Source organism: Clostridium bornimense (assembly GCF_000577895.1).
Lineage (GTDB): Bacteria > Bacillota > Clostridia > Clostridiales > Clostridiaceae > Clostridium_AN > Clostridium_AN bornimense.
Window position 1 is genome coordinate 168,353 of sequence record NZ_HG917869.1, and the last position, 15,467, is coordinate 183,819.

Genomic DNA, 15,467 nt, shown 5'->3' on the forward strand with positions numbered 1-15,467 from the left:
TTAAATGAAGAAATGTAAGCAAAGGTTAAGGCAATACATTTCTTTTTTTATTATACTTAATTTGTAAGAAAGATTTGGAGGATAAAGAGATGGCATTTTTAGAGATTAAAAATTTAAAGAAAATATATACAACAAGATTTGGGGGAAATAAAGTTGAAGCCTTAAAAGATATATCTTTTTCCGTTGAGGAAGGAGAATATATTGCTGTGATGGGAGAGTCAGGATCAGGTAAAACAACATTGTTAAATATATTAGCAGCATTAGATAAACCAAGTAGTGGAGAGGTCTTATTAGAAGGTAATAGTATACTTAATATAAAAGAAAAAGAAATCTCAGCATTCCGTAGAAATCATTTAGGATTTGTATTTCAAGATTTTAATTTGTTAGATACTTTTTCATTAAAGGATAATATATTTTTACCATTAGTTTTATCAGGTAAAGATTTTCAATATATGGATAATAGATTACAACCAATAGCTACAAAACTATGTATTAAGGATATATTAGAAAAATATCCATATGAGGTATCAGGAGGTCAAAAACAAAGAGCGGCTGTTGCAAGAGCACTTATTACAAATCCTAAGTTGATTTTGGCAGATGAACCAACAGGAGCATTAGATTCAAAATCTGCAACAGAACTATTAGAGTTATTTGCAGATATAAATGAAGCTGGTCAAACTATTGTTATGGTAACTCATAGTACAAAAGCAGCTAGTCATGCAAGTAGGGTGCTATTTATTAAAGACGGTAATGTTTTTCATCAACTATATCGTGGAACAATGAGTAATAATGAAATGTATGAAAAAATTTCAGATACCCTTACTGTATTAAGTACAGGAGGAGAAGAAAATGAATAGTATTTTCTATTTTAAATTAGCAAAAACAAACATTAATAAAAATAGGAAAATATATTTTCCATATATTTTAGCAATCATTGCTATAGTTATGACATTTTATACAATGAAGGCTATTTCAATTAATGAAGGTATAGATATGATGAGATGTGGTATACAAGTAAAAATGTTACTGAAATTTGCTACAACAATTATCGGAATTTTTGCGGTGATATTTTTATTTTATACTAATAGTTTCATAATTAAGAACAGAAAAAAGGAAATAGGATTATATAATATTTTAGGAATGGAAAAAAAGCATATTGCAAAAGTATTCTTTTTTGAAACTGTAATAGTAGTAACAATTAGTATAGTACTGGGGTTATTAGGAGGATTTATAATAGGAAAATTGATGTTTCTTATATTGCTTAACTTAGCTAAATTTGATATTACATTATCATTTTCTATATCCTTTAAGGCAATAATATCGACAATAAAATTAATTCTAGTAACCTTTATAGCCATATTAATAATGAATTTAATACAAATAAAAGTGACAAATCCAGTTGAACTTTTAAAAAGTGGACAAAAAGGAGAAAGAATGCCGAAGACATCATGGTTTTCTGCAATATTAGGAGTTGTATTTCTTATAATAGGTTATGAAATAGCACTTGCTGTAGAGTCACCTTTAGCAGCAATAAATAAGTTTTTTATAGCTACGATTTTTGTTATAGTAGGTACTTATTTCACTTTCAAAGCAGGAATAATAACGCTTTTAAAAATATTAAAGAAGAATAAGAAATTTTATTATAGTACAAATAATTTCATTTCTGTTTCATCTATGATTTATCGTATGAAACAAAACGCAGCAGGATTAGCTAATATATGTATATTAAGTACAGCTGTATTATTAACTATTTCAACTACAGTATGTTTATATATGGGTGAAGAATCTAGTCTTAAAAATAGTTATCCTCAAGATATTCAAATAACATTTGGAGATTATAAAGGAGATAAAAATACTGTTGAAGATGCAGTTAATAGCGAATTAAATTTGAACAATTTAGTAAAAGAAAATACAATAGAATTTGACTATAAAGAATTTATTGCAACATTAGATAATAATAGATTTAATGTTGTCGAAAAAGAAAATATTATGAGTAATATAAGTAGTGTTTGTGGTGTAGCATTTATTACTTTAGATAAATATAAAAAAGTTGAAAATACGAATGTAAAGTTAAATGAAAATGAAATATTTATCTATACCAATGAAGGGAAGTATGAAAAAGATACTGTAAAGTTAGGAAATAGTAGCTATAAGGTAAAGGAAGAACTTACTTCATTAAAGTTTGTGAACAAAGAAGATAGTGTTAATATTAAATCATATTTTATAGTTGTAAAAGATGAAGAAATATTAAATGAAATAGGTAAAAGTCTTAATACAGAAGAATTAAACAAAGACAAATATTATATTTCATTTGATATAAAGGGATCTAAGGAAGATTGTATTAATTTTTGTAATAACACTTATAATAAAATTAATAGTGATAATATTAGTTTTCAAAGTATTTTTATGGATAGAGAAGCTTATTATGCAATGAACGGTGGTTTCCTATTTATTGGAGCATATTTAGGTATATTATTTACAATGGCGATGGTGCTTATAATTTATTATAAACAAATCTCTGAAGGCTATGAAGATAATGAAAGATTTAAGATAATGAAAAAAGTAGGTATTAGTGATTATGAGGTAAAAAAATCTATTAAGAAACAAATTCTATTAGTATTTTTTATACCATTAGTAACAGCGATTATTCATGTAGGATTTGCTTTTAAGATGATGAATAAGATGTTAGCATTATTTGGTGTGGGAAGCACGGAGATATTTATACAATGTATTTTTGGCACTAGCGTAGTTTTTGCAATAATATATATTGTAGTATATAGGCTGACAGCTAGAACCTATTATAAAATAGTTAATAATTAAAGTGGATTTTATTAATAGTATCGAGTAAAATAATGTTAACTTAGGGGGGCTTTGTATGAATAAGAATAGGTATAAAGAACGGTTAACATTACTAGAAAGAATAGAAAGACATAGAAGATCAAAAGAAAAAAAACGTATGGATAAAATAGGATATGAAACTATTGAAGAGAGAAAACGTAGAGAGAAAAGAGAGCGGTTTTTTGATAGATCATATGACATTGTTTCAACTATTGAAGCAATTTTTGAAATAATATTAATGATAGGAAGGGGAATAATAAATTTTTTTGATAGATAATAAAAAAGAATGACCTTTGTAGAAGTCACTCTTTTAAGAGGAAAAATTATGAAAAAACTTAACAAACATTATTTACTGTATTTTTAGTATATAATATGAATATGGCAATTTAATGGCAAAAATAAGTAGTTCCTGTGAAGATAGAAAAAAATAACCTCCAGAGGTGTTGAAGGTCTGGAGGTTATTTTTCGTTACTTATTAAAATGTGTACTTTAAATAGCTTAATTTTATAGTATAGATATAATGAATGTTAAGTGATTTTAAAGTATTGTATAAAATCTTAAGAGTTAAAAACTTGTAGGAGAATATAAACTCTTATTGTTTAGATAGAATGTTTAAAATTTGGCTGAATAAATTTTAAGCAAACATAATACTTATACTTTATTGAAGTTTTGAATAAAACTCTACCACTAGAACTTCATTAATCTCTATTGGCACTTCTTCACGATTAGGATATCTTTCAAGGATTCCTGAAAAATTATTTTCATCTTTTGTTAAATAGGGTAATGTGTTTACAATATTATCTAAGAAATTATCTCTAAAAAGTTCAATTTTTTGGGATTTACTTTTTAAAGTAATAACATCTCCCACAGAAACTTGGAATGAAGGAATATCTACTTTCTTTCCATTAACTAAAAAGTGTCCATGGTTAACCATTTGTCTAGCTTGCGCTATTGAGGAGGCAAAACCTAGACGATATACAATATTATCGAGCCTACATTCTAGCATTTTAATCAATGCATATCCTGTTAAATCTTTTTCTTTAAGTGCTTTTTTTACATAGTTTCTAAATTGCTTTTCGTAAACACCATAGTAAGCTCTAAGTCTTTGTTTTTCTAGTAACTGAGTACCATAAGAAGAAAGTTTTTTATCATTTCTTGCAGTACCTTTTACCGCTCTATTCATGGCTTTAGGATGTCCGATAACATTTAATCCTAATCTTCTGCAGACCTTAAACCTAGGTCCAAACATTGTTGACATATTCATCATCTCCTAATAAGATTGCCGCGATAAATTAAGCCTGTATTAAATATATCAAATTGAGAAACGTTTGTAAATGAAAATTATTATCAATACTAAAAATAGTTAAAAAATATAAAAATAATGAAACAAAAATTATGAGTAATGTCTAATGGGTGCCTATCCAATTTTATTTATATGGTATAATTTTAACCAAATATAAAATGAATCTAGGAAAGGAAGAATAGTGTGAAATTACAACAATTAAGATATGCTCTAGTCATTTCAAAATATGGATCATTTAATAAGGCGGCTAAGAAGTTATTTATTTCACAACCAACGTTATCAACAGCTATTAAAGAATTGGAAAAAGAAATTAATATTAGTATTTTTGAGAGGACAACTAAGGGAGTACGACCATCTAGGGAAGGAATAGAATTTTTAGGCTATGCAAGACAGATAATTGAGCAAACAGAGCTTTTAGAGGAAAGATATATAAATTTTAAACCGTCAGTGAGGCAGTTTTCTATATCAACGCAACATTATGCTTTTGTTGTAAATGCTTTCGTGGATTTAATTAAAAATTATCAATTAGATCAGTATGAATTTAATCTTAGAGAAACAAAAACTTATGAAATAATAGATGACGTGAGAAATCTTAGAAGTGAGATAGGTATTTTATATAAAAATCAATTTAATGAGAAGGTCTTAAACAAATTATTTAAAGATTATAATTTAGAGTTTCATGAACTTTTTACAGTAAAACCGTATGTATTTATTAGTAAAAGTAATCCATTAGCCAAGAAAGAGATTATAAAACTTGAAGAGTTAGAAGATTACCCATGTTTGTCCTTTGAACAAGGTGAATATAATTCTTTTTATTTTTCAGAAGAAATACTAAGTACTATTTCGCATAAAAAAAGTATAAATGTAAATGATAGAGCCACTTTATTTAATTTACTTATTGGTATTAATGGATATACAATTTCTACAGGTATTATAAGTGAAGATTTAAATGGCCCCAACATTATAGCTGTTCCTATAGAAAGTGAAGAAACAATAACAGTGGGATGGATAAATCAAAAAAATATAAAGTTAACTCAATTAGCCATAGAGTATATTAATATTTTAGAGAATATTACAAGAAAATATGTACAAGGGTTATAGGTTAAAACTATAACTAATTAAAGAAAATTGGAATTATCTTATAATGTCTTTGTTATGATATATTATCTTTAAGTTATAAATGGAAGGAAGAGGTATATGTATAGCAAAGCAATAATAGGTTATCCTAGAGTTGGAAAGTTAAGAGAATTAAAATTTTCTACGGAGAAATATTTTAGAGGGGAAGAAAGTAAAGAACAGCTGGAGGCTGTTGCAAAATCTATAAGAGAAGAGCAATGGATTCTACAAAAACGTAAAGGTATAGATTTTATTCCATCTAATGATTTTTCTTTCTATGACAATATGTTAGATACAATAATTCTTTTAGGAGCTATTCCTAAGGAGTATAAAAACCTTAAAGTAGATATGCTAGATACTTATTTTGCTATGGCAAGAGGATATCAAGGAGAAAAAGGTGATGTTAAAGCATTACCTATGAAAAAGTGGTTTAATACTAATTATCATTATATAGTACCTATAATAGAAGATGATATGAAATTTACTTGTAATGTAGATAATTTAGTTAAGTACTACAAAGAAGCTTTATCATTAGATATACGTACTACACCTAGCATCATAGGACCATTTACTTTTCTAAAGTTAGCTAGATTTAATGGCAAAAAGGGAATAAATGATGTTTGTTATGATATATTAAATATTTATAATGAAGTTCTTTCAAAGCTAGTAAGTTTAGAAGTGGAAGTTGTACAAGTTCATGAACCATATTTAGTAATGGATTTAAATGAAGAAGATAAAGAATTATTTACTGATTTGTATACAAGATTGTTTACAAATAGTAAATCATTGAAAATAGTATTACAAAGTTATTTCGGTGATATAAGAGATATATATGAAGAAGTATGTAAATTAGATTTTTATGGTATTGGTATTGATTTTATAGAAGGAAAACAATCACTTTCATTGATAAAAGAAAAAGGATTTCCAAAGGAAAAAGTATTATTTGCAGGTATAGTAAATGGTAAGAATATATGGAGAAATGATTATAGTAAAACAATAGAGTTAATAAGAGAAATAGAAAACTATGCAGATAAAATTGTACTTAATACTTCATGTTCATTATTACATGTTCCTTATACATTAGATAATGAAACAAATTTAGAAGAAGATAAGAAGAAATATTTTGCCTTTGCAGAAGAAAAATTAGGTGAGTTAGAGGAATTATCAAAAATACTAAGTGGTAAAGAAGAAAATCTTCTTGTAAAGAATAAAGAACTATTTAAGGAAGGAAGAATAGCGGAAGAGAATAAACATATAGTTTTAAATGAAGAAGATTTTAATAGAAAACCATCTAGAAAAGAGAGAAAGAAAATACAGAAGGAATTTTTTAAATTGCCAATATTACCAACTACCACTATTGGTTCGTTTCCACAAACAAAAGATGTGAAAGTTATAAGAAAGAAATATAAACAGGGTGAGATAACATCTAGTGAATATGATAAAGAGATAAAGAACTATATAAAAGATGTTATAAAGTTGCAAGAAGACTTAGATATAGATGTATTAGTACATGGAGAATATGAAAGAAATGATATGGTAGAATATTTTGGTGAAAATCTTAATGGATATTTATTCACTGAAAAGGCTTGGGTACAATCATACGGTACAAGATGTGTTAAGCCACCTATAATATGGGGAGACATAACAAGAATAAAGCCTATTACTGTAGAGTATAGTAAATATGCACAAAGTTTAACTAAGAAGCCGGTAAAAGGTATGCTTACAGGCCCTGTTACTATTCTTAATTGGTCTTTCCCAAGAGAAGATATATCACTAAGAGATATGGCATTTCAAATAGGAGGTGCTATTAGAGATGAGGTGTTAGATCTTGAGAAGGCGGGAATTAAGATTATTCAAATAGATGAAGCTGCTATTAAAGAAAAGTTACCACTTAGAAAGGCAGATTGGTATACTGAGTATTTAGATTGGGCTATAAAAGCATTTAGATTAGTGCATAGTAAAGTTGAAGCTACTACACAGATTCATACTCATATGTGTTATAGCGAATTTAAGGATATTGTAAAAGATATAGATAACATGGATGCTGATGTAATATCTTTTGAATCATCAAAATCAAATCTTGATATTGTAGAATATCTAAAACAAGTTAATTTTGAGACAGAAGTTGGCCCCGGTGTCTATGATATTCATTCTCCAAGGGTACCAAGTAAAAAGGAAATAATTTGCTTAATTAAAAAATTACGAGAGAATATAGACAAAGAAGATTTATGGATAAATCCTGATTGCGGTTTAAAAACTAGAGGAGAAAAGGAAACAATAGAAAGTTTAAGGAATATGGTAAAAGCTACAAAGGAGATAAGAGAAGTGATATAGAGAATAATAAGAAACTGCCTAAATAGTCGATAATTTTATAATTATCGACTATTTTCTGCTTTGTACGAGATTAAGTTGAAATATAAGGTAAAAAATGATAATATCTAGAAGTAATATACAAATAATGGAGGTAGAAAATGGGAAAGATGAAAAAAATACTCGGATGGATATTGCTATATATAATAGTAGTATCAGTATTTCCAATAGGGGATATAGTATCCGCGAAAACTATTGAAACTGTGGCACCACAGTATTTTAACTACAATGTAGGAAGCATTAGTTCAGTATCAATGTATAAGGATAGAGCCGTATATATTGAAAGTCGATATGAAGGCGATAAAACTGAAAATAATGGGTTGCTAGATTTGAACAAAATGCAAGGATACTTATGCTTACTTAATGATGGAACAAGTAAGGATATTATGAACTTAGGTAGAAATGTAGGAGTAGGATTAAGTAGTAAAATTGGAAAAAAAGCTTATATTACTCATATCCAAAATTCAAAAGAAGAGGACTTTAGTTATGATCTTGTTACTAATAAGTCTAGTAAAATTGATAAAAATCAATTATCTAATGATGAACTTATAAAAATATTTTCTGAGAAATATAAAAATCAATATAACAGATTGGTAGCTGAAAATGTAGTAAACTATATATCTTATGATAAAAAAGGAAATAGGTTAGATTATTGTTATGCATATATAATTGATGTAAACAATGAGGTAATAACACCGATGGGTGAATACATTTTTATTAGTGAAAATTATGATGATTTTAAAGTCTATCCTGTAAAAGGATATCCATCATTAATATCATATAATAATAATGTAATTACATTTAGATGTACTGATAGTAAAAATGGATCAAAAGATTATATTTCTAAAATAGAAAAAGATAGTATTACCGATTTTGATCTTCAAGGTGAAGTTGAAAAATGGTATAGAAGTGAAATAGTAGATAATGATTTATATTTCTTATATAAAGATGGATTACAAAAATATATTTTAGAAGACGGGAAATATATGAAGAAAGATACTATTAAAAATGTATCTGATTTTACTACAGATATTAATAATAAAATATGGGTACTAAATAAAGATAATGATAGTATGTTTGTTTCTAAATTAGATGGCACAGAAATGATAAATAAATTTGAAGTACTAATTGATATGAATACTATTAATGTATATGATGATAATAATGTAATTGTATCAGGAGATGAGAAATTTACAGCAATAAATGTAGGAAATGAAACATACGATAAAGAAGATGAGGAAGAAGTAAATCCTGATAAAAATGAAGTTTCTAATCCAACTGAAAATGATAATAATAAAATTATAGACGATAACGGTAATAATGATGATAAAGTAACAAATATAAATGATAAAAAGAGTAACTTGGATACATTAACTAAAACGGGTTCAGCATTTAGTAGAAGTATTCTTTTACTTGTAGGAACATTACTAAGTAGTGCAGGAATAGTATTGGCAATAAAAAGAAAATAATATAGAAAATGTCGTATAGGAATAATACACTCTTATACGACATTTCTATATAATTAATATATAAGCTATATGATAAATAAATTTATTTGGGGTGAGGGCTATGAATGGGAATACCTATGAGATATATAATTGCTCAGAATATTATTCTACTGTAGAAAAATTATCAGATATTGTATCGAAAAAAATAATAGATGAAGCGGGTAGATATATTAATGATTTTATGAAGGAAACTAGGGAAGGAAGAAGTAAGGAAGAGTATAGCATAGAGATTCTTTTTATATCTGTTATTATTAATGAATATATAGGGAATGGTGTGGAATTTAAAAATATACCTAAAAGTATTTTTAATATTTTAATAAAGCTTAGAAATGGAAAATATAAAGAAAAAGTAGATAAACTAAGGGGAAGATTAGCTACAAAAGTTTTAATTAGAACGACGGAGTTTAAAGGAACTATGTCATTGAAAGAACTTGAGTATATTACAAGATGGATGGAAGCCACAGGGGACTTTAAGGAAGAAGTAGAAAGAATAAAGAAGTGGATTAGTTTTTTAAAAGAAAAAGATGATAATTACAATAGTGTTTTTTTTGCTTATTGTAACAAATTAAATCAGTGGTTTATAAGTATAGGCAAAGAGTACTTAGGAAAATACACTGAGAATGTTGATAGTTATTTAAAACAATATAAAAAAGATCATAATAACAAAGAAGATATTATTTATTGTGGAAGAAGCGAGGTACAATATCATTTAAATATGGTAGCAGCGGAAATAATGAATAAAGTCTATAGAGAAGAATTTAAAAAATGTAAAGATAGAATTGTTTTTTTACCAGATTGTATGAGAGGTTATGAAAGAAAATGTATGAGAGAAAAAGCCAAACAAGGATATAAGTGCAAGGGGTGTACGGAATCGTGTAGTATTCATAGAATTACTAAATTAGGACTAGAGAAAAACTTTGATACAATAATAATACCTCATGAAACGGCACTGTTTTCGGTGTCAAGTAAAAAAGCTGTTGGTATTATTGGTATAGCATGTCCTCTTAATCTTCTATCAGGAGGATGGAAAGCACTGAGAATGGGATTTATTCCACAATGTGTTCCTTTAAATTATTGTGGTTGTGATAAGCATTGGAGAAAAGAGGCTATAAGTACTAATATTAGTATTGAAAGATTTTATAAAATATATAATGGAATATAGATTTAAAAAGAGGCTTTTGCTATGACAAATATGAAAATTTGTAGACCAGTGCACAGGTTTCAAGGCACATGGCACAGGTTTGGAGGAAATTCCTACGGAATTTCTTAGATTATAAGTGCGGTGATATTAAAATTTGGTATCACCGCACTTATTTTATTATTAAAATTGTCATTGTGATGATATCTTACAGGGGATTAATGAAAGTTGTACTTTTATGAGGCTTGGGTTACGAATTATAACATAATTTTTTGTATCTATTGTAAATATGAAAATACTTTGCTGTCCGCAGGACTATAATAAAATTCCTCCTAAAGAGGAATTTTCACCTTACTTGTGCCTTGTGCCCTATTACTTGTGCACTGTTAAACTTAAATTTATATAATCCATTATGCAAAATCTTTTTGTATATAGAAATATATTAGAAGTTAATAACATAAGAAAAATAATGTTTTAGTGAGCTTTAAAGAGATAAATTGATAATATGAGCATGAGGTAAAAAATAACAATATTGAAATATAAAGTGTATAATTATATACTTAATACAGTATTATATAACCTATATAGGAATAAAAAAAATTATATAAAGGAGTAATGAAAATGGGAGAAGATTTTGAAATTCGAAGTAAAACATTGCCTTTTAGAATAATGAGAAAAACTATATATTTACTAATAGTTTCAATTGCTATTCTAATGGTGCTAATTATTACAGGGGCAGGATATCATTCATGGGTCATTACTGGTGATATATTCATTTATATAATAAGCATAATTGTATCTTTTGGAAATATAATAGGGTATGGTTATCATGTCAATAAATATATTATAGATCCTATTGATAAAGCTTATATTTCAATGGTAAAAAGATATTTAGATAGTGGAGTATTACCAGATAATCAAGTAAAGTATTGTATTCTTAAAATCATAAAAAAGAAATAAGAATCCAAAAGAAAGATGATACAAAATGTGTCAAAAACTTGAAGAACAAAGTGGTATATGGTATCATTTCCTTATGTGTATGAAGGACATAGGGGGATGTAATAGTGAGGAAAATTACAAAAATGATAGCTATAATGATGGCCTACATATTAGCTATTGTAAGTATACCAATAGATATTTTAGCAGTAGATCAAAATGATACTATTAAAGTTGAAAAATATCTAAATTACAATATTGGTTATTTAAAGTCAGCAATAATGTATAAAAATAAATCTATAATTCAATATATAGAGAAGGAAAATGCTGATGAGGAAAGTTATACAACAAATGTATCATTACTAGATAATAATATTGAAAAGCCTATTACTAAAATTTCTAAAGAGCATTGGATTAGTGATTTTCAAGGTAAAGGTGAAAAATGCGAATTTATATATAGTGATGATATAAATATGAAAAAAATTCAGTTTGATTTTGATAATAATAGTTTGAGAGCTGATAAGATAAACAATGAAGAAAAAAATTATAATGGAAACTTAGAAAATACACTATTAAAGGTAAATGAGAAATATAGTACAAACTATACTGAAGAGAACATTGAAAAATATACTATTAATAAAAATACAAAATATGATAATGAAGGTAACACAATAGATGTATATACTTTAACTATATATAATGAAGGCAATGCAGAAAAATATAATGTAGTATTAAATGAAAAATGCAATTATGTATCTAAAAGTAATTCATTGGACATATATTTTGAAAAAGATAACACTATAGATATAGTTGAGTTTATGGAAAGCGATTCATGTTATTATATTACTAGAATTAAAGATGATGAAATACTTACAAGAGGAATTATAGAAAATTGTAATTTTTACAATAGAGATAGTATAGCAGTAATTGGTGATAAAGTATACATAAAAAAAGACTCTGAAGAAACATGTCTTTATGAATATATTTTTGAAAATAACAAATATATTTTGAATAAAACATTTGGAGGATATATTGAGACGTTTTCAAAAGATATTGATGATAATATATGGTTAATAGAGAGAGTTAATGATAAAAAATATGTTTCAAAGATAGAAAATGATATTCTTTCAAGGAAATATGAAATTTGTGTTGATATGAATCGTTTATTTGTTTATGATGAAAAAAATATTATAGTAGCGTCACCTTATGGATATACATCAATTAATAAAAATGGTGCAAGTGTATCGGAGATTCAAAAGGAAAATAACTTTCCAGAAGGTACAAAAATTATTGAAGAGAGCAATGTAGAAAATATAGGGAGCGGATTCTGTAAAGCAACGATAGAAAGTCTTGATCCTAATACTGCTAATGGATTTAATATAACATTAGAAGAAGGAATGAGAGGAATAGAACTATTTATAAAGGATATAGAATCTATAAAAAATGGAGTAGGTTCTTTAATAGTAGAAATCAGTAACAATGCAACAATTAACATTCCTTTTTCTGTAATGAATAAAAAATTGTTAGATGGAGCAGAAGGTATTAGATTTAGATTTTATACAGAAGATAATACTGAAATAATTAAAAATTTAAAAGCTGTAAATAAGATATTTAATTTTAATCTATCTATTGTAAATAGTAATGGAGAAATTGATATACATAACTTCGCTGATGGTTCTAGTGATATTAAATTAACTTTACTAGAAAATGAAATAGAATCATTAGATAAAGAGAAAGCAGTTGTATTTTATTATAATGAAGGCAGCGAAGAATTTGAAATGATGTCTAGTAGAGTTAATGGAAATGATGTTACATTTAATACTAATCATTTTTCAAAATTTATTATAGCAGAGACAGTAGCGGTACCGACTCCAGATACTCTTGAAGAAACAGGATCATTAATAAATATAAAGACAATATCAATGGCATCGCTTATTTTAATATCAATTGGAGCATTTATTTTCCTTAGAAGACGTATATAATATTGTTATAAATGGAAATATGATATAAAATAATGGAGTAAGATTTTCTTACTCCATTATTTTTGTAGAAGGGGAAGGTAATGAGAAATATATTTTTGTACATTATGACAGCTATGATTTTTTTAGCGCCGTATAAGTATATGAATCAAGATAATGTTAATGGAATATTGATACTTATAATAGCTGCTTTTTCGGTATTTGGTTTAAAGAAAATAAAAGGGAATAAAACATATTTAGTTTCTATTTTAGTTTTAGGGGTAGTATCAGTACTATCATTATTTAGGACATCGTTAACTATAGATTCGTTACAGGGAGTTGCCATATATATATCCTTAGTTCTTTTGTATTTAATTTTCTCGTACTATAAAGAGGATGAAGAAAAATTATTAAAAATATTAACATATACTATTGCTATAGGATCTGTATTTTATATTGTTTTGCAAGGGGCTATATCCAGGGGTGGCATATTAGAAGGAAGAATTGATGGAAATATAGGATATGCTAATAGTTATGCTTTAGTTATGCTTATGGCATTATATTTTAATAGAATAAGAGAAAGAGATTCATTAAAAGAAATCCTAGATATAGTTTTTGTTTTAGGGCTATTATTTACTGGATCAAGGAATTCTTTGTTATATTTAGCTATATTTTTAGTTATTGATATATTAATTTATAAAAGAGAAAATAAAAAGTGGAATTTTATCTTTGTATTTAATATGTTGATATCTACAGCTATGTATCTTTTAATAGAAAAGCTTGGATTAGCAATAGCTCTAGTATTGCCTATACTAATAATTATGTATTACTACCTTATCAATGATAAATATATGAAGATAATAAATATAATAACTGTCATAGCAGTACCTATAAGTATTATAGTTGTTATTTTTACAAATAATAATTTGATAAATAGACTATCAGCAATGTCTATAAGTTCTCCTGAATTTCAACTTAGAATAGGATATTTTGAGGATGTTATAAGATATGTATGTAAAAATCCTTTTGGAGGAGGAATTAATACATATATGTATAATCAAGGATCATTCCAAACTGGATTTTATGATGTTAGATATGTTCATAATGCATTTGGACAAGCTTTATATGATATGGGATGGATAGGATTAATATCATTTATACTTGTATTTATAGTTGGTCTTGTTGTTATCTTAAAAGGATCACATAAGAGAAAATTATATTATTTAGCATTATATCTTACAATATATTGTCATAGTATTCTTGATTTCAATTTTGCTTACATGTTTACTATACTTGCGATAGCGCTTATTGTAGGGTTTTCTGGAAATGAAAATATATATGTAGAATTTAATACTAAACCTATATTTATTCCAGTTGCAGTTATAGCATTATATATATCTATAATATCCATTATGAATTTTTCAGCTCAGATGCTATTTGAAAATAGATATTATAAAGCAACTATATCGGTTGGAAAGGTTCTAGAAAATATTACTGTAGGTGATAATATAGGAGCAGAATTTCAATTTAAAGGTTATGTAGGACTTTATTCAGATAGCGATGATACTGAAAACATAAAAAAAGGAATAGAAGTTATAGAAGATCGGGTAAATATAAATAATAGGCAATTGTACATTTATGGTGATCTTGCTATGGCATATGGAGAATTAAATGATGTTGATAAAGCTTCATATTATTATGAAAAGAATTTAAAATTGCAGAAGTATAATTTAAATGTCTATGAAAATTATTGTGATATGTTAAGAAAAGTTGGAGAAAATACAGGCGTGAAATATGAAGATAGATGTAATAAAATTATGAAAAAGTATAATGATATACAAGAAGATAGAAGTGAATTATCGAAGAAAAGATTTTACTAAAAAAAGAAATTTCAGAATAAAATAAATGAAAATCCTAGTGTTATACTCTGGGATTTTTGTTTTATATTTTCAAAAAATTGTTCTATAAGAAAAATGGTAAAATAGTTGAAAAATTGTTAAGGCCAAGAAAAAAAATTCGATAAATATATTGCGGACTATTTAATAAATTACAATATTCATATAAAATTTTAAAATCAATATAGAAACTATAGAAACTTAATGATGATTTGTATAGATTTTAATAAAAAAATAGTGATATTTAATGCATTAATATGGTTAATGAAAAAGAAAATAATAAAATATATAGGTATACTTGTAAATTGCAATAAAATATTGTAGAATTTATAGTAGGTATTGTAAAAAAATAAATAGTTAGGTAATTTGCATAAGGGCGTTGAACATTAACAATAAAGGGGGAGG

The 15,467-nt window shown here is 26.3% G+C and carries 11 protein-coding genes; 10 read left to right on the forward strand and 1 reads right to left on the reverse strand.

Features of this window, described 5'->3' with window-relative positions:
* Positions 1-89: 89 nt before the first annotated feature.
* The 3 genes from CM240_RS14130 to CM240_RS14140 are packed head-to-tail and all read left to right on the forward strand — an operon-like array spanning position 90 to position 3,115.
* A complete protein-coding gene (locus CM240_RS14130) occupies positions 90-857 on the forward strand; it encodes an ABC transporter ATP-binding protein (RefSeq protein WP_044040151.1) in 768 nt (255 codons plus the stop codon).
* Positions 850-2,820, forward strand: a complete 1,971-nt coding sequence (locus CM240_RS14135) for an ABC transporter permease (protein WP_044040152.1) — start codon at positions 850-852, stop codon at positions 2,818-2,820. The genes CM240_RS14130 and CM240_RS14135 overlap by 8 nt, the downstream gene beginning before the upstream one ends.
* A 55-nt stretch (positions 2,821-2,875) precedes the next feature.
* Positions 2,876-3,115 carry a hypothetical protein gene (locus CM240_RS14140; RefSeq protein ID WP_044040153.1) on the forward strand — a complete coding sequence of 80 codons (240 nt, stop codon included), beginning with the start codon at positions 2,876-2,878 and terminating at the stop codon, positions 3,113-3,115.
* A gap of 381 nt (positions 3,116-3,496) precedes the next feature.
* Here the strand turns inward: CM240_RS14140 and rpsD are convergent, their stop codons facing one another.
* A complete protein-coding gene (gene rpsD / locus CM240_RS14145; protein ID WP_044040154.1) occupies positions 3,497-4,096 on the reverse strand; it encodes a 30S ribosomal protein S4 in 600 nt (199 codons plus the stop codon).
* A 228-nt stretch (positions 4,097-4,324) separates the two neighbouring features.
* Here rpsD and CM240_RS14150 point away from each other — a divergent pair, with 228 nt between their 5' ends.
* From CM240_RS14150 to CM240_RS14180, 7 genes are all read left to right on the forward strand, one after another.
* The gene (locus CM240_RS14150) at positions 4,325-5,242 is read left to right on the forward strand and encodes a LysR family transcriptional regulator (protein ID WP_044040155.1); all 918 of its coding nucleotides are present in this window, start codon (positions 4,325-4,327) and stop codon (positions 5,240-5,242) included.
* A gap of 96 nt (positions 5,243-5,338) precedes the next feature.
* Positions 5,339-7,591, forward strand: a complete 2,253-nt coding sequence (metE, locus tag CM240_RS14155; protein ID WP_044040156.1) for a 5-methyltetrahydropteroyltriglutamate--homocysteine S-methyltransferase — start codon at positions 5,339-5,341, stop codon at positions 7,589-7,591.
* 137 nt (positions 7,592-7,728) lie between these two features.
* A complete protein-coding gene (locus tag CM240_RS14160) occupies positions 7,729-9,096 on the forward strand; it encodes an LPXTG cell wall anchor domain-containing protein (RefSeq protein ID WP_044040157.1) in 1,368 nt (455 codons plus the stop codon).
* A gap of 100 nt (positions 9,097-9,196) precedes the next feature.
* Positions 9,197-10,297 (forward strand): DUF116 domain-containing protein, encoded by a 1,101-nt coding sequence (locus CM240_RS14165; protein WP_044040158.1) that lies wholly within the window; start codon positions 9,197-9,199, stop codon positions 10,295-10,297.
* 597 nt (positions 10,298-10,894) lie between these two features.
* The gene (locus tag CM240_RS14170) at positions 10,895-11,233 is read left to right on the forward strand and encodes a hypothetical protein (protein WP_044040159.1); all 339 of its coding nucleotides are present in this window, start codon (positions 10,895-10,897) and stop codon (positions 11,231-11,233) included.
* 104 nt (positions 11,234-11,337) lie between these two features.
* The gene (locus CM240_RS14175; protein ID WP_044040160.1) at positions 11,338-13,191 is read left to right on the forward strand and encodes a hypothetical protein; all 1,854 of its coding nucleotides are present in this window, start codon (positions 11,338-11,340) and stop codon (positions 13,189-13,191) included.
* Between the two features lie 80 nt (positions 13,192-13,271).
* On the forward strand, positions 13,272-15,047 hold the full coding sequence (locus tag CM240_RS14180; RefSeq protein ID WP_044040161.1) for an O-antigen ligase family protein: 1,776 nt from the start codon (positions 13,272-13,274) through the stop codon (positions 15,045-15,047).
* Positions 15,048-15,467: the final 420 nt, after the last annotated feature.